Source organism: Candidimonas humi (genome assembly GCF_019166065.1).
In the GTDB taxonomy this organism is placed as follows: Bacteria; Pseudomonadota; Gammaproteobacteria; order Burkholderiales; family Burkholderiaceae_B; genus Candidimonas; species Candidimonas humi.
This window is the reverse complement of sequence record NZ_JAHTBN010000003.1, coordinates 187,702-206,691: the sequence shown is the minus strand read 5'-3', so window position 1 is coordinate 206,691 and position 18,990 is coordinate 187,702. Positions and strand designations below refer to the sequence as shown.

Annotated in this window: 17 protein-coding genes; 9 read left to right on the top strand and 8 right to left on the bottom strand. The window is 64.6% G+C overall.

The annotated features are described in order from the left end of the window. Positions 1–300: 300 nt before the first annotated feature. The gene (locus tag KVP10_RS07855) at positions 301–1,350 is read right to left on the bottom strand and encodes a cytochrome d ubiquinol oxidase subunit II (RefSeq protein WP_217964014.1); all 1,050 of its coding nucleotides are present in this window, start codon (positions 1,348–1,350) and stop codon (positions 301–303) included. Next, complete coding sequence (locus tag KVP10_RS07850; protein ID WP_217964013.1) at positions 1,347–2,681, bottom strand: cytochrome ubiquinol oxidase subunit I; 1,335 nt, start codon at positions 2,679–2,681, stop codon at positions 1,347–1,349. The genes KVP10_RS07855 and KVP10_RS07850 overlap by 4 nt, the downstream gene beginning before the upstream one ends. A 194-nt stretch (positions 2,682–2,875) precedes the next feature. Here KVP10_RS07850 and KVP10_RS07845 point away from each other — a divergent pair, with 194 nt between their 5' ends. From KVP10_RS07845 to minE, 4 genes are all read left to right on the top strand, one after another. Further along, complete coding sequence (locus KVP10_RS07845; protein WP_217964507.1) at positions 2,876–4,630, top strand: glutamine--tRNA ligase/YqeY domain fusion protein; 1,755 nt, start codon at positions 2,876–2,878, stop codon at positions 4,628–4,630. Between the two features lie 14 nt (positions 4,631–4,644). After that, entirely contained in the window at positions 4,645–5,541 is an 897-nt protein-coding gene (minC, locus tag KVP10_RS07840; protein ID WP_343218704.1) for a septum site-determining protein MinC, read from the top strand. Positions 5,542–5,814: 273 nt separating this feature from the next. Beyond that, on the top strand, positions 5,815–6,630 hold the full coding sequence (gene minD / locus KVP10_RS07835; RefSeq protein WP_217964011.1) for a septum site-determining protein MinD: 816 nt from the start codon (positions 5,815–5,817) through the stop codon (positions 6,628–6,630). Position 6,631: 1 nt separating this feature from the next. Then, a complete protein-coding gene (minE, locus tag KVP10_RS07830; protein WP_217964010.1) occupies positions 6,632–6,898 on the top strand; it encodes a cell division topological specificity factor MinE in 267 nt (88 codons plus the stop codon). A gap of 291 nt (positions 6,899–7,189) precedes the next feature. Here minE and KVP10_RS07825 read toward each other — a convergent pair whose 3' ends face one another. The 3 genes from KVP10_RS07825 to ettA all read right to left on the bottom strand — a co-directional run bounded on the left by KVP10_RS07825 (position 7,190) and on the right by ettA (position 9,897). Next, positions 7,190–7,411 carry a glycine zipper 2TM domain-containing protein gene (locus KVP10_RS07825; protein ID WP_217964009.1) on the bottom strand — a complete coding sequence of 74 codons (222 nt, stop codon included), beginning with the start codon at positions 7,409–7,411 and terminating at the stop codon, positions 7,190–7,192. 107 nt (positions 7,412–7,518) lie between these two features. Next, positions 7,519–8,091 carry an isochorismatase family protein gene (locus KVP10_RS07820; protein WP_217964008.1) on the bottom strand — a complete coding sequence of 191 codons (573 nt, stop codon included), beginning with the start codon at positions 8,089–8,091 and terminating at the stop codon, positions 7,519–7,521. A gap of 132 nt (positions 8,092–8,223) precedes the next feature. Continuing rightward, positions 8,224–9,897, bottom strand: coding sequence for an energy-dependent translational throttle protein EttA (ettA, locus tag KVP10_RS07815; protein ID WP_217964007.1), 1,674 nt, complete (start codon positions 9,895–9,897; stop codon positions 8,224–8,226). A 451-nt stretch (positions 9,898–10,348) separates the two neighbouring features. Here ettA and tcuA point away from each other — a divergent pair, with 451 nt between their 5' ends. Genes tcuA through KVP10_RS07795 form a run of 4 tightly spaced genes read left to right on the top strand, consistent with a single transcriptional unit; the run spans position 10,349 to position 15,064 of the window. Then, positions 10,349–11,830 carry an FAD-dependent tricarballylate dehydrogenase TcuA gene (tcuA, locus tag KVP10_RS07810; RefSeq protein ID WP_217964006.1) on the top strand — a complete coding sequence of 494 codons (1,482 nt, stop codon included), beginning with the start codon at positions 10,349–10,351 and terminating at the stop codon, positions 11,828–11,830. Positions 11,831–11,870: 40 nt separating this feature from the next. Then, positions 11,871–13,250 (top strand): FAD-dependent oxidoreductase, encoded by a 1,380-nt coding sequence (locus KVP10_RS07805; RefSeq protein WP_281421965.1) that lies wholly within the window; start codon positions 11,871–11,873, stop codon positions 13,248–13,250. A gap of 10 nt (positions 13,251–13,260) precedes the next feature. Continuing rightward, positions 13,261–14,073, top strand: coding sequence for a hypothetical protein (locus KVP10_RS07800; protein WP_217964004.1), 813 nt, complete (start codon positions 13,261–13,263; stop codon positions 14,071–14,073). Further along, positions 14,060–15,064 carry an electron transfer flavoprotein subunit alpha/FixB family protein gene (locus tag KVP10_RS07795; protein ID WP_217964003.1) on the top strand — a complete coding sequence of 335 codons (1,005 nt, stop codon included), beginning with the start codon at positions 14,060–14,062 and terminating at the stop codon, positions 15,062–15,064. The genes KVP10_RS07800 and KVP10_RS07795 overlap by 14 nt, the downstream gene beginning before the upstream one ends. Positions 15,065–15,145: 81 nt before the next feature. Here the strand turns inward: KVP10_RS07795 and KVP10_RS07790 are convergent, their stop codons facing one another. Further along, complete coding sequence (locus tag KVP10_RS07790) at positions 15,146–15,994, bottom strand: aspartate/glutamate racemase family protein (protein ID WP_217964002.1); 849 nt, start codon at positions 15,992–15,994, stop codon at positions 15,146–15,148. Positions 15,995–16,324: 330 nt separating this feature from the next. Between KVP10_RS07790 and KVP10_RS07785 the strand changes: the two genes are divergently transcribed. Then, positions 16,325–17,326, top strand: coding sequence for a Bug family tripartite tricarboxylate transporter substrate binding protein (locus tag KVP10_RS07785; protein WP_217964001.1), 1,002 nt, complete (start codon positions 16,325–16,327; stop codon positions 17,324–17,326). Between the two features lie 139 nt (positions 17,327–17,465). Here the strand turns inward: KVP10_RS07785 and KVP10_RS07780 are convergent, their stop codons facing one another. Both KVP10_RS07780 and KVP10_RS07775 read right to left on the bottom strand, forming a co-directional pair. Beyond that, positions 17,466–18,059, bottom strand: coding sequence for a cysteine hydrolase family protein (locus KVP10_RS07780; RefSeq protein WP_217964000.1), 594 nt, complete (start codon positions 18,057–18,059; stop codon positions 17,466–17,468). Positions 18,060–18,211: 152 nt separating this feature from the next. Then, positions 18,212–18,973 carry an SDR family NAD(P)-dependent oxidoreductase gene (locus KVP10_RS07775; protein ID WP_217963999.1) on the bottom strand — a complete coding sequence of 254 codons (762 nt, stop codon included), beginning with the start codon at positions 18,971–18,973 and terminating at the stop codon, positions 18,212–18,214. Positions 18,974–18,990: the final 17 nt, after the last annotated feature.

The window sequence follows — 18,990 nt, the reverse complement described above, 5'->3', positions numbered from 1 at the left end:
CGTCGGTATTAATGGAGCGAAACGGCGTTACAACCCCTGTCGGTGATCGCCCCTACGTACCCGATCATCCCCAAGGTCCGCAACGCATTCGACGACAATAAGGCCCGCCCTGGCCCCGGCCACGATAGGCCCATATGTGTTGAAAGCTGCAGGCGCGCCCAGCATCGTTACCTGCTTACTGCGGAAGTGTTCGATGCCGCTCGAGCCCATAGGAGAGGCTGCGCCCGAAGAATTAATCGCGACTGGCAATGGCGGGCAATGATTTTGGAATCACTGCCCGTCACTCGGACGGTATTCGGTTTAGGGCTTGAAATCCGGCGGCAAGGGCGGACGCGACAGGCCGAACATGCGCCAGTACACCCAGATGTTGAAGATCAGCGCCACCGGCAAGGCTATGACGGTGGCCGACAGGATCAGGCGCAGCGACGAGACCGAGGCGGCCGCGTCCCAGATGGTGATGTTGTCCAGCACCAGGTAGGGAAAGAAGCTGTAGCCCAGGCCGCCCAGCGTCACCAGGAAGATCAGCAGCACCATCAGGAAGGGGAACATGGTGGTGCGGTAGCTGCTGTTGATCATGCGCTGCAGGCACATTTCCACCGAGACGAAGGCGACCAGCAGGAAGATCCACAGGCCCACCACCACGCCCCATTGTGGCCCGTCGCTCCATTTCAGGAAGACGCCGGTATTGGCGAAGGCCAGCACCACCGAGACCCCCACCGCGCCCGCGGCGGTCCAGCGCACCGCGCGCCTGCCCCACAGCACGGCCCGCACCCGCAGTTTTCCGCCCACGCGCATGATGAGCCAGACGGCGCCCAGCAAACAATAGGCGGCCAGCACGCACACGCCGGTGAACACCGAGAACCAGGTATAGCCCGGCTCGTCCTGGTAACTGACCACGAGCTGCCCGAGCAGCAGCCCGTGCGCCAGCGCCGTGACCAGCGAGCCGATCCCGAAGCCCTGCAGCCAGCGGGCCTGCACTTCCACCGGCGAACGCAGCCGGAATTCGAAGGAAACCGAGCGCAGCAGCACGCCCAGGGCCAGCAGGCACAGCGGCAGGTAGAGCTGCCCCATGATGCTGCCCCAGGCATTGGGAAAGGCCGAGACGAACAGCCCCATGCCCAGGAACAGCCAGAATTCGTTGGCGTCGCGCCAGGGACTGAGCAGCGAGGCCATGCGCGGGCGCAGTTCCGCCGGCGCGAACAGCGTCAGGCAGCCCACCCCGATATCGAAGCCGTCGAGCACCGTGCCGGCCACGATGACGGCGTAAAGCACGCCCATGAAGGCCAGCGGCATCCAGAAAGCGGGGTCATGCGAGCTCATGCCCAGCGAAGCGGCCAGGGAATCGATCATGCCCGCCCCCTGGTGCGCGCCACCGGCACCACGCCGTAGCGGGCGATGTGCCTGAGCATATGCAGGAAGCCGAGCATCAGCACCGCGTAGAACAGCGCATAGGCAACCAGAGCCCCGGCCAGCATGTCGGGACCGGTGGTGCCGGCGATCTCGGACAGCGTCACGGCGCCGTTCACGGCGAAAGGCGACAGGCCGAACAGGGAAGTCGCCAGGCCCGCCAGGCTGCCGACCCAGCCCGAGAGCATCATCAGGCGCAGGAAGCGGCGCCAGCGCTCGGACAGCGTGCTGGGATCGAACTGCCGCTTGCGCACCCGCAGATAAGTGCCCCAACTGGCCAGCAGCATCAGCAAGCCCACCAGCAGCATCAGGCGGAAAGACCAGAAAACCCCCGCCACCGGCGGGCTCATCCCGGAAAAATGGTCCAGCCCCAGGAAGCGCCCTTTTTCATCCTGCCCCAGCAGGCGGCCGCCGGCGTGGCGCCAGACCCAGGCGGCGTGATTATGGCCGGCCCGCGGCCAGGCGAACAGCACCAGGTCGGGCTGTGTGCCGGACTGCCAGTACGCCGCCGCAGCGGCAGCCTTGGCGGGTTCGTAGCGCGCCACCACGCGCGCGGCCCCGGCTCCGGCAACGCCCTGCAGCAGGACGCAGGCCATGGCCAGGCATAGCGCCGTCTTGAATACCATGCGCTCGCTGTCGTCCAGCGGACGGCGCAGCGTCTGGCCGGCCGTCACGCCCAGCATCAGGAAGGCGGCCGTAAGCCCGGCGGACAGCAGCAGCAGCGCCCCGTGCCAGGCCACCGAAGGATTGAACAGCACCTCGCGCCAATCCAGGACACGGTACTGGCCATCGAGCATCACGGCACCCGCAGGGGTCTGCATCCAGGACATCAGGGCCATGATCCAGAAGGCCGCAAGCGTAGAGCCCAGGGCCACCATGAACACCACCAGGGTATGCAGGCGGTCGGACAAGCGCCGCTGGCCGAACAGCATGGCGCCCAGGAAGCAGGACTTGAACACGAAGGTGGTAAGAATGGCTGCCACCAGCAGCGGACCGGCGATCTCGCCGATCTTGCCCATCAACCCGGGCCAGAGGCTGCCGAACTGGATCAGGACCGGCATGCTCGAGGCGAAGGCCAGCACGAAGGCCAGGGCGAAGACGCGGACCCAGAACCGGTAGGCGGCCGTCCAGCCGGCGTGGCCCGAAATATGGGCGCGTATCTTGAAATACAGCAACAGCCACGCGAGCCCCAGTTCCACCACCACGAACAGCCCGAGAAACCCCAGGCTGAGGAAGAACTGGATCTGCGAGAGCCAGAGAGAAGAATTCACCATGTCGGACGCCAGGGCCGGCCGCGCGCCGCCTCCGTCTTCATAAATTAGGGCCTGTAGTGTAGAGCCCTTCGCCGGCCCTGACTACTGCAGACCGCCCGGCACGGAACACCGCAAGCCGGAACGAAGCCGGGGAACATGGCAAAATGCCTACTTTGCATGATATTGTTTTTCGTTACCCCCTGTTTTTCGCCAGCATGAGCCTCGAATCCAACCCGCCCGCCTCCAATTTCCTGCGCACCATCATCGAACGCGACCTGGCCGAGGACCGCTACGCCGGCAAGCTGTGGGCCGGCCGCCCCGGGCCGGCCGCGCTCCAGGAACAGGGCGCCCCCGATCCGGCGCGGATCCGTACCCGGTTTCCGCCCGAACCCAACGGCTACCTGCATATCGGCCATGCCAAGAGCATTTGCCTGAATTTCGGGCTGGCGCGCGACTACGGCGGGGCCTGCCACCTGCGCTTCGACGACACCAATCCCGAGAAAGAAGAAGACGAATACGTACAGGCCATCCTCGACACGGTATCCTGGCTGGGCTTCGACTGGCATAACCAGGGCGAGAGCAACTGCTATTTCGCCAGCGACTATTTCGAATACCTGTACACGTTCGCCGAGGCGCTGGTGCAGGCGGGCGATGCCTATGTGGACGAGCAGAGCGCCGACGAGATACGCGCCAATCGCGGCACCCTCACCGAAAAGGGCCGCAACTCCCCATGGCGCGACCGGCCCGCGGCCGAATCGCTCGCCCTGCTGCGCGAAATGCGCGCCGGCCGGCACCCGGACGGCAGCATGGCGCTGCGCGCCCGCATCGACATGGGCTCGCCCAATATCAATCTGCGCGACCCGGTGCTTTATCGCATCCGCCACGCGCCCCACCACCGCACCGGCAATACATGGCCGATCTACCCCATGTACGCCTGGGCGCACCCGGTGGAAGACGCGCTGGAAGGCATCACGCACAGCATCTGCACCCTGGAATTCGAGGACCAGCGCCCGTTCTACGACTGGATCCTGGGCAAGCTGGCCGACCTGGGCCAGTTGCGGCGCCCGCTACCGCGCCAGCACGAATTCGCGCGGCTGAACCTCAGCTATGTGGTCACCAGCAAGCGCAAGCTGCTGCAACTGGTGCGCGAAGGCCATGTGCAAGGCTGGGACGACCCCCGCATGCCGACCCTGGCCGGCCTGCGCCGCCGCGGCTATACGCCCAGCTCCATACGGCTGTTCTGCGAGCGCCTCGGGGTCTCGAAGTCGGATTCGCGCATCGACTACAGCCTGCTGGAACAGGCGCTGCGCGACGACCTCGACCCGCGCGCCGAGCGCGCGGTGGCGGTGCTGGATCCGCTCAAGCTGGTGATCACCAATTACCCGGAAGACCAGACCGAGGTCTGCCACGCGCCGCGCAATCCGCACGCTCCGGACGCGGGCAACCGCGAATTCCCGTTCTCGCGCGAACTGTGGATAGAGCGCGACGACTTCCGCATAGAGCCGCCGAAGAAATATTTCCGCTTGTTCCCGGGCAATACCGTGCGCCTGAAGTACGGCTATATCGTGAAATGCACCGGCTACGTTCAGGACGACCAGGGCCGCGTGACGGAAGTGCATGCCGAATACCTGCCCGATACCAAGAGCGGTACGCCGGGTGCGGACGCGGTCAAGGTCAAGGGCACCATCACCTGGGTCAGCGCGGCGCAGGCCGTGGCGGCCGAGGTGCGGCTGTACGACCGGCTGTTCTCCGATCCGCATCCGGACGGCGGCGACCGCGACTTCCTGCAGGCGCTGAACCCGGATTCCTGCCGTACGGTGCAGGCCTGGCTCGAGCCGGGCACGCGCGCCGAGCCGGAAACGACATGGCAGTTCGAGCGCCTGGGCTATTTCGTGGCCGACCGGGAAGAATCGACGCCCGACAAGCCGGTGATCAACCGCACCGCAACCTTGCGGGATTCATGGGCCTGAGGGGAAACACGATCGTGAGCGAAACATCGAACCAACGCGACGCACAGCCGGTGCTGGACATCAAGAGCGCCTCCCTGTATGCCTTGCGGGTCGTGCTGCGCACATCCAGCCTGTCCGAGCTGCAGGCCGCGCTGGCGCAGCGCATGCGCGACGCCGGCTCGTTCTTCGAAAACGAACCCGTGGTGATCGACGCCTCGGGGCTCGAAGAGCCGCTGGACTGGGCCGCCCTGGCGCAAGAGCTGCGCAACCATAAATTGCACCCCATCGGCGCCATCGCGCCCGATGACCAGCGCGACGCCGCCGCGGCGCAGGGCCTGCCCAGCGTCGAGCTGGCCAAGACGGTGCCGCGTCCCGCGGCCACGCCGGCGCCGGAACACGACATTCCGCCAGTCGCCGCGCCGCCAGCGGCCGGCTCGGCCTCTGCCACGGCCGCCCCGGCAAAAGGCAGTGGCGCCGCTCAGGCCGCGCCCGCCTCGGCGCAAGGCAAGGCTGCAGCCCAAGGCAAGACCGCCGCCAAGGGCGGCACGGGTCGGCCGGCGCAGCCCAGCCCCGCGCCCGAGCACCCCGCCGTCGCCCCGGCGGCGATGGTGATCAGCCGGCCGCTGCGCTCGGGCCAGCGGGTCTACGCGCGCGACACAGACCTGATCGTGATCGGCGTGGTCAGCCAGGGTGCAGAAGTCATCGCCGACGGCAACATCCACGTGTACGGGCCGCTGCGAGGCAAGGCCATGGCCGGCGCGCGCGGCGACACCAGCGCGCGCATCTTCACCACCGAACTCGACCCCGAACTGCTGGCGATTGCCGGCGTATACCGGGTCATCGAAACACGCCTCGAGCCCGCGCTGCACGGTAAACCCGGCATCGTGCAGTTGGAAGGCGAGTCGCTGCGCATCGTTCCGGTAGAGGACTGAGGCGAAGGCCAGAGCGGCTCGCGGCGCTCGGCCCCGCGCGGCAAGGCAGCGCGCAACACGCAGCGCCCGGCGGGCCGGAAGCGGCGTCCGTTGAACGGCAACCTGCTCTAAAGCCCCTGGATACGGGATGGGGCAAACCAGCATAGGCAAAGCACCCCGGCTGCGGTTAAGTTTTGTTGCCAAGCCACGGTCAAACAAGTTGAAGTCGAACTCGTGTGCAGTGTTTTTGCATTACGATTACGGGATTTACAAAACCAGAGGGAATCTACAGTCATGGCGCGAATCGTTGTGGTGACATCCGGCAAAGGCGGGGTGGGCAAGACGACCACCAGTGCGAGCTTTTCTTCGGGCCTGGCAATGCGCGGCCACAAGACTGTGGTCATCGACTTCGACGTCGGCCTGCGCAACCTCGACCTGATCATGGGCTGCGAGCGGCGCGTCGTCTACGACTTCGTCAACGTCATCCAGGGCGAGGCGACGCTGAACCAGGCGCTGATCCGCGACAAGCAGCTCGAGAACCTGTATATCCTGCCGGCCTCGCAAACCCGCGACAAGGACGCCCTGACCCAGGACGGCGTCGAAAAGGTGCTCAACGACCTGAAGTCCATGGATTTCGAATACATCGTCTGCGACTCGCCGGCCGGCATCGAAACGGGCGCCCTGATGGCCGCCTATTTCGCCGACGATGCGCTGGTGGTGACCAACCCCGAAGTCTCCTCGGTGCGCGACTCGGACCGCATCCTGGGCATTCTGTCGGCCAAGTCGCAGCGCGCCGTCAAGGGCGAGGAACCCGTCAAGGAATTCCTGCTGCTCACCCGCTACAACCCCAAGCGCGTCGCCGATGGCGAAATGCTGTCGCTCAAGGACATCGAGGACATCCTGCGCATCAAGCTGATAGGCGTCATTCCCGAATCCGAATCGGTGCTGCAGGCTTCGAACCAGGGCATACCCGCCATCCACATTCGCGACAGCGACGTGGCCCAGGCCTACCAGGACATCGTGGCGCGCTATCTCGGCGAGGACAAGCCGCTGCGCTTCGTCGACTACGAAAAGCCGGGCCTGTTCAAGCGACTGTTCGGAGGCAAATAAGATGTCTTTCCTGTCATTCCTGCTCGGCGAGAAAAAAACCTCCGCCAGCGTCGCAAAGGATCGCCTGCAGCTCATTCTCATCAACGAGCGCCGCGGCAACGGCAACGCCCCGGATTTCCTGCCCCAGTTGCAGCAAGAACTGGTGGCCGTCATCTCCAAGTACGTCAAGATCAACCCCGACGACATCAAAGTGAACCTGGAACGCCAGGACTCGCTCGAGGTGCTGGAGGTCAAGATCGAGATGCCGCAGCCGGAAGCCAGCGCTTAGTAGCCGATCTGAATGCCGGCGCACATGGCCGCCGGCACATGAACAAAGCCCGCGATATCCGGGCCGCGGTCGCCTGCCGGTAGTCCGGCCTGGCGAGCCAGCGGCCCAGGTATGCGGGCCTTGTGTTGTTTGCGGCACAGGCCGCCGCAGGGAGCGGCCATATCGGGGCCGGCAATGCTGTGGATCGGGATGAAGCCCGCCCAGGCGGGCTTGCGGTCTGGCTTGATTTGAATGCCCGGGCTTTATGCCTGGGCTGCGGGCCTCTTGCAGCCCTTACCTATAGCGCGGCCCTTACTTGCCGACCTGGTTGCCGATCACGCCGCCGACAGCCGCGCCGCCGACCGTGCCGAGCACGCCGCCACCCGTGATGACTGCCCCTGCCACGCCGCCGATGCCGGCGCCGGTGACCGTGCTCTTCTGCCGGTGGGACATGCTGTTCCAGGTGGAGCACCCAGCCATGGACACACCGAGCAATGCAACTGCCGCGAGTTTGCTTATCGTGCCAAATTTCATTTTTGCCTCCGTAACAGAAGAACTGCGTTGATTCACTATAACACCGGTTATGAACCCAGCATTCCAAATTTCCGGGGGTGTTGCTGTGAGCATAGGCAAATAATGTATCAAAGGGGTTCGTCCCCCTGCAGGGGCGGCGGGGCGCCCTTCAAGAGCGCCAGCACCTCGCGGAACCGCGGGTGATCCGCGCGGGTCAGCCACTCGAACATGGCCATTTCCATGCCCACCGCCTCGATGCCGTGTTGCGCGGCGCGACCCAGTGCCAGGCGGCGATCCGCCGGCGAGCGCGAGCCCACGCAATCCGCCACCATCATCGCGTGGCGGCCCGTCGCCGCCAGGCCCATGGCCGTCTGCAATACGCATACATGAGCTTCCGTGCCAATTAGCAACACATTCGGCCGCCCGCCGGGCATTTTCTCGATCATCCCCGGCTCGCGCGTCGCGTCGAAGCTGGTCTTGGGAATTGTGCGCCGCACAAGTCGTGCCAGCGCGGGCTCGGTCGGGCCTATCTTGTCGGCGCAGTGCTCGGTGGCCAATACCGGCACGTCCAGCAACAGGGCTGCCCGCACCAGCGCCACGGCTCGCGCCAGCAGCCTTTCATGGTCGTGTATGGCGGGCAGCAGGCGCGTCTGCATGTCCACGACCAGCAGCACGGAATTCTCGGCACACAAGCGATCCATGGCTCATCTCCTATTGCTCAGGCCCGCTCAGCGGCACGGAACTCGCGCCGCCGCCAGCTCAATGCGCCTGCCCCGCAGGCCCGGGGCGCCGGGCCTGCCCGCAAGCAAGGGCTCGCGGGCAGTTTGTCTTCTTTATTTCAGCGCCTTGTAGCGCAGGCGCCTGGGCTTGGCGCCCTCTTCGCCCAGGCGACGCTTCTTGTCGGCCTCGTATTCCTGGTAGTTGCCGTCGAAGAACACCACTTGCGAATCGCCCTCGAAGGCGAGGATATGGGTGGCGATGCGATCCAGGAACCAGCGGTCGTGGCTGATGACCAGCACGCAGCCCGCGAATTCCAGCAAGGCGTCTTCCAGCGCCCGCAGCGTCTCGACATCCAGGTCGTTGGACGGCTCGTCCAGCAGCAGCACATTGCCGCCGGCCAGCAGCGTCTGGGCCAGGTGCAGCCGGCCGCGCTCGCCGCCGGACAGCTTCCCGACCAGCTTGTTCTGGTCCGAGCCCTTGAAATTGAAGCGGCCCAGATAGGCGCGCGAGGACATTTCGAACTTGCCCACGGTAAGCAGGTCCGCGCCGTCGGAGACAGCCTCGAATACCGTCTTGTCGCCCTCCAGCGATTCGCGCGACTGCCCGATATAGGCCAGTTTCACGGTCTGGCCGATGCGCACCGTGCCGCTGTCGGGCTGTTCCTGGCCGACGATCATGCGGAACAGGGTCGACTTGCCGGCGCCATTGGCGCCGATCACGCCGACGATAGCCCCCGGGGGAATCTTGAAGCTCAGGTCGTCGATCAGCAGCCGCTCGCCGTAGCCCTTGCTGACATGCTCGAACTCGATGACCTCATTGCCCAGGCGCTCGGCCACGGGTATGAAGATTTCCTGGGTCTCGTTGCGCTTCTGGTATTCCAGCGAGGACAACTCTTCGAAACGAGCCAGGCGCGCCTTGGCCTTGGCCTGGCGGCCCTTGGGGTTCTGGCGCACCCATTCGAGTTCTTTCTTGATGGTCTTCTGGCGCGCCGACTCGGCCGCCTCTTCCTGCTCCAGGCGCGCCTCTTTCTGTTCCAGCCACGAACTGTAATTGCCCTTCCAGGGGATGCCGTGGCCGCGGTCCAGTTCCAGTATCCACTCGGCGGCGTTGTCGAGGAAATACCGATCGTGGGTCACCCCCACCACCGTGCCGGGGAATTTCTGCAGGAACTGCTCCAGCCACTCGACACTTTCCGCATCCAGGTGATTGGTCGGCTCGTCCAGCAGCAACATGTCGGGCTTGGACAAGAGCAGGCGGCACAGCGCCACGCGGCGCTTTTCGCCGCCCGACAGCGTGCCGATCACGGCATCCCAGGGCGGCAGGCGCAACGCGTCGGCGGCAATTTCCATCTGGTGCTCGATATCGTCCGAGCCGCTGGAAGCGGCCGCGGCGATGACGGCCTCGAGATGCGCCTGCTCTTCGGCCAGCTTGTCGAAATCCGCATCGGGCTCGGAATACTCGGCATAGACCTGCTCGAGCCGCTGGCGCGCCGAGAAGACCTCGCCCAGGCCGGCCTCGACGGCCGCACGCACGGTATCGGCCGGATCCAGCTCGGGTTCCTGCGGCAGATAGCCGATCTTCAGGTCCGGCATGGGCACGGCCTCGCCCTCGATTTCCCGGTCGACGCCGGCCATGATCCGCAGCAGGGTCGACTTGCCCGCGCCGTTCAGGCCGAGGACGCCGATCTTGGCGCCGGGGAAGAAAGACAGGGAAATGTCCCGCAGGATCTGCCGCTTGGGCGGCACGATCTTGCCGACGCGATTCATCGTATAAACGTATTGAGCCATATGCCTTGAAAACGGGAAACGTAGGAAAAAACGAAACAAACGAGGCCCGGGAAATCCGGGCCGCGGAAGCGGGGTTGCCGGGGAAACAATTGACCAGCATGGCTCGATTGTAGGCCGGATGAGCGTATCGGCTCACGACAGGCCCGGGCTACCGTCGGCCCTGTCGTTAAGACCCTGGCTCGGGATTTCGGCAGATCGATGTCCATCATTTTTTCCCGGGCACGTTCGACAAGAAATGCAGCGGCCGACGATCAGCCACGAGGCCCGCCGACTCCGATCCGCTCTTCAATTAAATCGAATAATCCTTTCATCCCGGCAGCATTCACTATCCCCGGATGCACTCTTAGAATGGCCCGGAAACCATAGGCACGCCCATACTGCCGGCCTGCAGGCCGAAAAACATCGAGGCGTGGCGCAAGGACGAAACCGAAGGCCCTGAGGAAGACAAGGCATGAATATGTATGACGTAGTGGTAGTAGGCGGCGGCAATGCCGCTTTGTGCGCGGCTATCTCTGCTCACGAGGCAGGCGCACGAGTCGCGCTCATCGAGCGAGCGGACAAAGATCATCGGGGCGGCAGCTCGGCGTTCACGGGCGGGGCCTTCCGCATCGCCTACCGTGGGGTAGACGATCTGCTGACGCTGGTTCCAGATCTGCATCCCGACGAAATCCGCAACAGCGATTTCGGCGCCTACCCCGAGCACCAGTTCTTCGAAGAAGCCGTATCCATGAGCGGCTATCGTGCGGACGCCGATGTGCTGGAAACCGTCGTCGCCGACAGCCTGCCCACCATGCAATGGCTGCGGGAACACGGAGTGCGATTTGTTCCCATTTATGGCCGCCAGTCGTTCAAAGTGGACGGCAAGCAGAAATTCTGGGGCGGCTTGACGGTCGAAGTGTCCGGTGGCGGCCTGGGATTGATGCAAAGCCTTTACGCCTATGCGGAGCGTGCCGGCATCGAGTTGCGATATGGCTTCCGGGCAAGGAACCTGGCACGCTCGGAAGGCGGCTGGACTCTGGAGCTGCAAGACGGCGAAGCGTCCGGCGTTATGCAGGCCAGGAACGTCATCCTGGCAACCGGAGGCTATCACGCCAATGTCTTGTGGCGCGCCAAGTATCTGGGGCCGGGATGGGATCTGGCCAAGGTAAGAGGCTCGCGCTACAACACGGGAGACGGCATACGCATGGCATTGTCTGCCGGCGCCACGGCGCACGGGAACTGGACCGGCTGCCATGCCGTTTTCTATGACCTGAACGCACCGCCTTTCGGCGATATCAACCTGCTGAACCAGCAGAAGAACTACTTCACCCTCGGTATTGTGGTCAATGCGGACGGCAAACGTTTCGTGGACGAAGGGCTGGATTTTCGCAATTACACTTACTCGGGCATGGGCGCACGCGTCCTGGCCCAACCCGGCGCCGTTGCCTGGCAGGTCTTCGATGCACAGACCGTCGACATGCTGCCCGACGAATACCGGGTCAAGCATGCCACCCGGCTCAGCGCAGACACGCTGGAGGGGCTGGCGGCACAAATGGACGGCATCAACCAGCGCGCCTTTCTTCAAACCGTCCAGGAATACAACCAGTCCATAGACAGGAACACCCCCTTCAACCCCGCAATCAAGGACGGCCGCGCCACGCGCGGCCTGTCGGTGCCGAAATCGAACTGGGCCACAGCTCTCGAAAAAGGCCCCTTCGTGGCCTACGCAGTCACTTGCGGGATCACCTGCACTTACGCAGGAGTCAGGGTCAACCCTTGCGGCCAGGTCCTGGACGAAGAAGGCAGTCCGCTGCCTGGCCTGTATGCCGCGGGGGAAATGGTCGGTGGCCTCTACTATGTGAAATACGCCGGAGGCATCGGCCTGACGGCCGGTTCGGTGCTCGGTAGAATCTCCGGCAAGCATGCAGCAGCAGCCGGCCAGGCAGCCGGCTGATCGCGGCATTCCTATCTTCGATACAAGGAACCTCTACGCTATGGATTTGCAGACTGGGCTCGTCATTGTCGGCGGCGGGATGGCGGGTTTTGCCGCGGCACTGGAAGCCGCCGAGGCGGGCCACGAAGTGATACTGCTGGAGAAACAGCCCGATATCGGTGGCTCCTCTGCCATGTGCGGCGGCTGCCTGGCCTTTGCGGGCACCGATCTGCAGCAAGAAAACGGCATCACTGATTCAAGCGAATTACTGTTCGAGGATCTGCGCGAAGTCGGCCAGTTCGAGAACGACGAGGCGCTGGTCCGGGCCTATGCCGACAACCAGCTGGACACCTACGAATGGCTCAAGCGGGCCGGCGTGAAGTTCAGCCCGCACATCGAAGCGTCCTCCGGCCAATCCGTGCCGCGCGTGCACAACGTCGACCCGGCCGACACCATACGCGCACTGGCAGCCCGGGCCAAAGAAACGGGCAAGGTTCGAGTGATGCTGGGCGCCGCCGCGCAGCGCCTGGTGCGCAACCAGGAAACCGGCCGTGTGCACGGCGTTACAGTGCGCCAGGACGGCAAGGACTTCCAAGTGTCCGGCACGGGCGGCGTCTTGCTGGCCAGCGGCGGCTTCTGCCGGAATGCCGAACTGGTGCATCGCTACGCGCCTCAATATGACAACGCAGTCTTCATAGGCGGTGACGGCAATGTCGGCGACGGGCTGAAGATGGCCTGGCAGATCGGTGCGGACAACCGCGACATGATCTACATAAAGGGCACTTACGGCAAGCATCCCACGGACGAGACCAATCATCACAGTTGCCTGGCCGTCTACAAGGGCGCCATTGCCGTCAATCAGGACGGCAAGCGCTTTGTGAACGAATCCATTTCGTACAAACTGCTGGGCGATGCCTGCATCCGGCAACCGTATGGCGCTACCTACCAGATATTGGATCAAAGCATCCTGGAAAGCGGAGACAATCTGACGCGTATCCTGGATTTCGAACGTCGCCTCGAAGAAGGGCTGATGATCCAGGCCGACACACTGGAACAACTGGCCGCGCTGATCGAAGTGCCACCCGCCGCGCTGATGGTAACGATAGCCACGTATAACGGCTATGTCGACGCAGGAATGGATCCCGAATTCGGGCGCGAGCATCTGGTGCATCAGCATGGCGAGCTGGTCCGGATCGAAACCGGTCCCTATTATGCGTATCCGTCCACCGCGGCGGTGTTCGGCACCTACTGCGGCTTGTGCATCGATGCCGGCATGCGCGTCCTCGACGTCTATGGCGAAGCGCTCGAAGGCCTGTATGCCGCCGGCGAAATCGTCGGAGGTCTGCATGGGGCCGCCTACATGACAGGGTCGGCATTGGGCAAGGCGGCGATATTCGGACGCCTCGCGGCCCGCAGTGCCATGGGCGCGACAAGCGCCTGAGGCCTGAACCATGCACATAGCCATACTGATAGCCGGTATCGCCGATCCGAAGCGCCCATTGGAAAAACCCGCAACGGGCCTGTGGACGGACATACTGCAAGCGCCAACCACACCGTTCAAACTCAGCCCCTTCGACGAGGCCGCGCTGGAAACTGCACTCAAGCTGCGCGACCGCGAACCGGGCACCCGGCTCACGGCCCTGGTGACTGATGCATCGACGGACACGGCACTGCTGCGGACCGTGGCGTCCTACCGGCTCGACCGCGTCGCCGGCCTGCGCGTGCCGGCCGCGCAGCGCGGCAACCCGGCATGGCTGGCCCGCCATGTACCTGCACAGCTGGCTGGAGATCCCGCCGTCCCCGTCGATCTGATATTGGCGGGACGCGAGCACGGAGACCTGGACGATGGCATGGCGGTCGCCTATCTCGCCCAGAGCTGGGACATGCCCTTCGTCAGCCAGGCCTTGCACGTACGGGAGCAAGCAGGCGGCACGCTACAGGCCGAACGCGCCAGCGGCGCCAGCAGCGAACTCATCGAACTGAGCGTCCCGGCCCTGATCAGCATCAGCAACGACAAGGACAATCGCCTGCGCCATCCCTTGATGAAGAACGTCATGCTCGCGCGCCAGCAAAAATTCGAGATCGCGGATCCGCCGCCCGATACGGCAGGCGCACCGGCCATCAGTTGCGAGCTGCCCGCCGCACACGAAAAGACCCGGACCCCCTGCCAATTCCTGCACGGTTCGGTCGACGAGCAGGCCATCGCCCTGGCGTCGTACCTGAAAACCTGGAAGAATCCCGCCGACACTCATGCCCACACCTGAAACCCCGCGCCATATATACGCCCTGGTTCCCGTACAGGAAGAGCTCGCCGCGTCCGACTATGCACCGATGGAGCAGGCCCGGCTACTGGCCGATCGCTGCAATGGCCACGCCGCAGCACTGCTGATCGGCAACACGCCCGAGCCTGCCATCCAGCGCGCCGAGGCCCTGGGGATGGACGCCGTATGGGTGTGTGCGACGGCCCCCGGCGCCCGGCCGCTGGAGCCGCGGCAACTGGCCGCCGCCTATGCCGCGCTGTTACGCGCCCCCGATGCGCCGCCCCATGACGGCAGCTCCGTCTTCTTCGCCGCCGCCGGACGAGCAGGGGAAGAAATCGCGGCGCGCTTGGCCGCACTGCTGGCAGGGAAAGCCATGGGCCGCTGCGAGTCGTGGGACATCGACGCAACGGGCATCCTGCATGCACATCGGATGGCATTCGGCGGGCGCCTGCAGATCGATATGGAATGCCGCGAAGGCCCCTTTCTTGCTGTCGTCCACAGTGCCGGATCTACAGTTCCGGCCGTGCGAGACCGCTCTCCGATCGCGATGCATCAGTGCCGCGCGCCGGAATCTTTGCCGCCCGCCTACCCCACCGCATATACGGACCGCAACGAAACCCATGCCAGCCTGGACGGGGCCAGGCTGGTGGTATCGGGCGGGCGCGGAATAGGCGACGCACAGGGATTCGAAGCTCTCTATGGCCTGGCGGAACGACTGGGCGGGGCGGTCGGAGCCAGCCTGCCGGCGATCGATGCAGGATGGGCACCGGTCGCCCGCCAAGTCGGCCAATCCGGCAAGTACGTATCTCCGGAAATCTACTTGGCTGTGGGCATATCGGGTACTCCACAGCATCTGGCCGGCATTGCGCCGCACGTCCGCCTCATTGCGATCAACCGCGACGATGAGGCCGAGATCTTCAAGCACGCCCAGATCGGCATCGTGGCGGACTGGAAGGAATTCCTGCCCGCGCTGGCCCGGGCCCTCGATGCCTGAACGGACGTAATATCGCGCAGGGCAGCCCCTCAGCAGCCGGCGCGGCAGCCCCTCTTCCGAGCCGGTATCGGCCCGGTGATGTCATTTCGCATGCCCCGAAGCGGGCTGCCCCGAAAAATCGCGCTCGGCAGCATCCAGCACACCGCGCTGCCCACGCATATGAGCCATCATCGGCGCGGTCGGCTTTGCATACAACAACCGCCGGCTGACGTCCAGGCAACCGCCGGCACGCGCCCGCGCCAGGAAAGCCGCATGCTGGAACAGCACGCCCAGCGAATCCATTACCACCCCGCCATCGACTTCCAGCATATCGTGCCTGACCAGGAATTCATTGAGCACGCCGTCGCCCGGAATGATGACTTCCGCGCCGAGAGTAAATGCCTGTTCGCACGCACGCCGGAAGCGCTGCCTGATAGATTCCAGTTTCTCCCCTTCGCTTTCGAGGTCGAATAGTCCGACGGCAGGCGACATGGCAACCACGCCTGCCAGCCGGCTGGCCAGGCCATATTGCGCGGCCAGGTCTTCGGAAAGCATCTTCTGGAAGTCCGACAGGGCCACTACGGCGAAACGGCGGCCCAGCGAACAAGCCGTCAACATGCAGGTCTCGGTGAGGCTGACGACCGGAATATCGACCAGGGAGCGCGCCTCGTGCAAGGCCGGATCGAAAAAACACCCCAGCGCGAAGGCATCGTATCCGGCAGCCTCGGCAGCCAAGGCCGCCTCGCACACCTGCTGCGCGTTGAACAAACGCAAGCCCGCGCGGCTGTTCATCTCCATGGGAGCAATTCCGGGCGGATACGTGCCTGGCCGCAGGCCATGGATGTGCACCGAAGCGTCCTCGCCCATCACCCGGTCGGCATGTTGCTGCAATGTGGCGCGATACTGGGGAAAAACGTCGAGGTCGGTAAAACTCTGATGCCATATTTTCAATGCAGCCTCCCGAGGCAATGCTGGACGGTGGCTCGAACCCGTCCGCCCTATCCGCCGGCGCTAGCCGGAAAAACCCGTAGATGTCCAGCACGGGCATAATGCGGGCTCGATGCCGGCAGCCAGGCTCGCGCTCGACCACAATGATAGGCCTCGTGGCCTATCTCAATATTCAGAAATATCGAAAAACGCTTTCGTGCCATCCGATTGCCGCAGCATAGGGGCGTCTGTAGAATTTTTTCGAGACAGCCAGACCGGCCACAGCAGGCCGGCCCCAATCCGCAAGTGCCTTGCGGCACCGTGCCACACAGGCCATCAAACGAAGAGAGAGACATGCACCCCCATCCCCGCACCCTTCGGCGCAATACCATACGCCGGATATCCGGCATCCTCCTGGCCCTGTCGCCGCTCTTGGCTGCCGCGCCATCCCAGGCGGCGGCCTATCCCGACCATGCCATCACGCTGATCGTCGGGTATCCGCCTGGGGGATCGAACGACATCGTGGCACGCATCGTGGCGCCCCCGCTGGCCAGGGCTCTGGGAGCCAGTGTCGTGGTCGAGAACAAAGCCGGCGCAAGCGGCACCATCGGCGCCAACCATGTCGCCAAGGCGCAACCCGACGGCTACACACTGCTGCTGTCCAGCGTCAGCCCCGTGGTCTTGACACCCCAAACAATGAAGCATCCCCCCTTCGATTCCCTGAAGGATTTCACTCCCATCAACATTGTGGGGCTTACGCCTGAGGCAATCGCCGCCGGACCGAACCTGAAAGTCACGACACTTAAAGGCCTGCTCGACCTGGCACGGCAAAAGCGGGTCACGCTGTCTTCTTCCGGCGTGGGCGGGTTGCCGCACCTGACCATCGAATTGCTCAAGCAAGCATCGAAGGCCAATATCGTCCATGTGCCCTATCGCGGCGCCGGCCCAGCCGTCACCGATACGCTGGCCGGGCACGTGGACGGCATCGTAATGGACCTGCCGCCGCTGTACTCCCTGATCAAGAGCGGCAAGCTCAAGGCGCTCGCCGTGACCAGCGCCAAGCGTGTCGACTTTCTTGCCAATGTGCCCACCGCGCAAGAAGAGCTGCCGCATTTTGACGTCGCGAACTGGGTGGGTATCTTCGCGCCCGCAGGTACGCCTCCCGCCGTCATAGAGCGGCTCGACGCCGCTATCCACAAGGTGGTTGCCCAGCCCGACGTGCGCAAGCAGTTGACCAGCGTAGCCGTAGTTCCGTCAGTGATGAAGAACCCCGCCGATTTCCATAAGTTCTTCGATAGCGAGTTCCACCGCTGGGGCAAAGTCATCAAGGACGCAGGCGTCACGCTGACCGACTAAGCGCGGAACACCGCCGGCCGAGTCCGGCGCCGCGATCCGCTACTTCATTCTCCAGATTTCTTCCTAGTGCATCACGCAAGAACGGCCGGGCGACGCCCGGCCGTTCTTGCGTTAGAGCCGCACGCGGCGAAGGCGCGCCTCAGGGGTTGGCGAAAGCCACGGAGTCCGTGGTCTCGATGGTGCAGAAGCGCGCAATGCTCTGCATCGAATTGGCGTGCTCTTCGGCGTTGTGCGCCGCGCAGGCGTCTTCCAGCACCACGACCTCGTAGTCCCGGTCGTGCGCATCACGCACCGTGGCCTGCACCACCGCCTGGGTCGAGACCCCCGAGCAATAGATGCGGCCCACGCCCTGCGCGCGCAACTGCGCCTCCAGCGTGGTGGAATAAAACGGACTGACCCGGTGCTTGATCACCTGGATATCGCCGGGGCGCTGCTCCAGGGACGGATGGATCTCCGTGCCCCAGGCGCCGAGCTTGAACAAGCCGTTGCGCGGCGCGGCCGAGAAGATCGGCGAAGACTTCGGGCATTCCGGGTATTCCGCCGAGAAGCCCACCCGTACGAAGCCGACCAGGATGCCCGCCTGGCGTGCCTTGGCGATGGCCGCGGCGGTGCGAGGCAGGATGCCGCGCTCGCGCACCTGCTCGCCCATGGGCCCCTTGCCGCTGGGCCCGTCCTCGTGCACCAGGTCATTTTCCATATCGAGGACCAGATAAATCGAACGGCTTGCCTGCATGAATAGTGTTTCCTCACAAAAGAGATTTCAAAAAGGGATTCGAAGCCCATGATCGGGAGCCAGGGCCTGCCCGCACTGCGTACTATATAAGGAGACAACGTAAAAGGAGCGGCGCCTCTTTGCCTGGCTGCTGCGGCTGGGCCCCTGGATATTCAATCACACCAGATGCCGCCGTTGACGTCCAGCACCTCGCCCGTAACGAAACCGGACTGCGGCGCGGCCAGGAACAGCACGGCGGCGGCCACCTCCGCGGCGGTGCCCATGCGGCCCACCGGCACGAGATCGCGCAGCACTTGCGGGAACGCGGTCGTCATGGCCGAGGATACCGGCCCCGGGGCCACGGCATTGACAGTGATGCCCGAGCCGGCCAGCTCCTTGGCCAGGAATGCGGTCATCATGTGCACGCCCGCCTTGGACACCCCATAGGCGACATTGCCGGCTTGGCGCTGCTCGGACGGGTCGAGCCAGGGGCGGGGGTTGCCGCCGTTCTTGCCCACCACCGAACCCAGGTTGACGATACGGCCGAAGCCGCCGGCCCGCAAGTGCGGGATCGCCGCCTGGCAGCACAGGAACGTGCCCTTGAGGTTGATGTCGATGACGCGGTCCCATTCGGTTTCGGCCAGGTGCTCGGCGTCGCCCAGCGATACCACGCCGGCGACGTTGACCAGGATGTCCAGGCGGCCCAGGCGCTCGGCGGTCTCGTCCAGGCAGGCCCGCACCTCGGCAGCCTGGGTGACGTCCAGCCGGCGCCACTCGATGGCGCCGTGCGACTGGGCGGCGGCCTGCGGATCGAGGTCCACGCCCACCACTCGCGCGCCATGGGCCGCAAGCGCTTCGCATACCGCGCGGCCTATGCCGCCGGCCGCGCCCGTGACGAACGCCACGCGCCCTTGCATCAAGTCCTGGTCGTACATCGCTTCATCCTTTTCCA

What these genes read in the sequence shown, in the direction of transcription:
- KVP10_RS07820 (WP_217964008.1), bottom strand. Translation starts at nt 8,091, where the DNA reads ATGGATCGCTTGTGTGCCGAGAATTCCGTGCTGCTGGTCGTGGACATG.
- KVP10_RS07805 (WP_281421965.1), top strand. Translation starts at nt 11,871, where the DNA reads ATGGATTTGCAGACTGGGCTCGTCATTGTCGGCGGCGGGATGGCGGGT.
- KVP10_RS07775 (WP_217963999.1), bottom strand. Translation starts at nt 18,973, where the DNA reads ATGTACGACCAGGACTTGATGCAAGGGCGCGTGGCGTTCGTCACGGGC.
- tcuA (WP_217964006.1), top strand. Translation starts at nt 10,349, where the DNA reads ATGAATATGTATGACGTAGTGGTAGTAGGCGGCGGCAATGCCGCTTTG.
- ettA (WP_217964007.1), bottom strand. Translation starts at nt 9,897, where the DNA reads ATGGCTCAATACGTTTATACGATGAATCGCGTCGGCAAGATCGTGCCG.
- KVP10_RS07825 (WP_217964009.1), bottom strand. Translation starts at nt 7,411, where the DNA reads ATGAAATTTGGCACGATAAGCAAACTCGCGGCAGTTGCATTGCTCGGT.
- KVP10_RS07855 (WP_217964014.1), bottom strand. Translation starts at nt 1,350, where the DNA reads ATGATCGATTCCCTGGCCGCTTCGCTGGGCATGAGCTCGCATGACCCC.
- KVP10_RS07850 (WP_217964013.1), bottom strand. Translation starts at nt 2,681, where the DNA reads ATGGTGAATTCTTCTCTCTGGCTCTCGCAGATCCAGTTCTTCCTCAGC.
- minE (WP_217964010.1), top strand. Translation starts at nt 6,632, where the DNA reads ATGTCTTTCCTGTCATTCCTGCTCGGCGAGAAAAAAACCTCCGCCAGC.
- KVP10_RS07800 (WP_217964004.1), top strand. Translation starts at nt 13,261, where the DNA reads ATGCACATAGCCATACTGATAGCCGGTATCGCCGATCCGAAGCGCCCA.
- KVP10_RS07785 (WP_217964001.1), top strand. Translation starts at nt 16,325, where the DNA reads ATGCACCCCCATCCCCGCACCCTTCGGCGCAATACCATACGCCGGATA.
- minD (WP_217964011.1), top strand. Translation starts at nt 5,815, where the DNA reads ATGGCGCGAATCGTTGTGGTGACATCCGGCAAAGGCGGGGTGGGCAAG.
- KVP10_RS07845 (WP_217964507.1), top strand. Translation starts at nt 2,876, where the DNA reads ATGAGCCTCGAATCCAACCCGCCCGCCTCCAATTTCCTGCGCACCATC.
- KVP10_RS07795 (WP_217964003.1), top strand. Translation starts at nt 14,060, where the DNA reads ATGCCCACACCTGAAACCCCGCGCCATATATACGCCCTGGTTCCCGTA.
- KVP10_RS07780 (WP_217964000.1), bottom strand. Translation starts at nt 18,059, where the DNA reads ATGCAGGCAAGCCGTTCGATTTATCTGGTCCTCGATATGGAAAATGAC.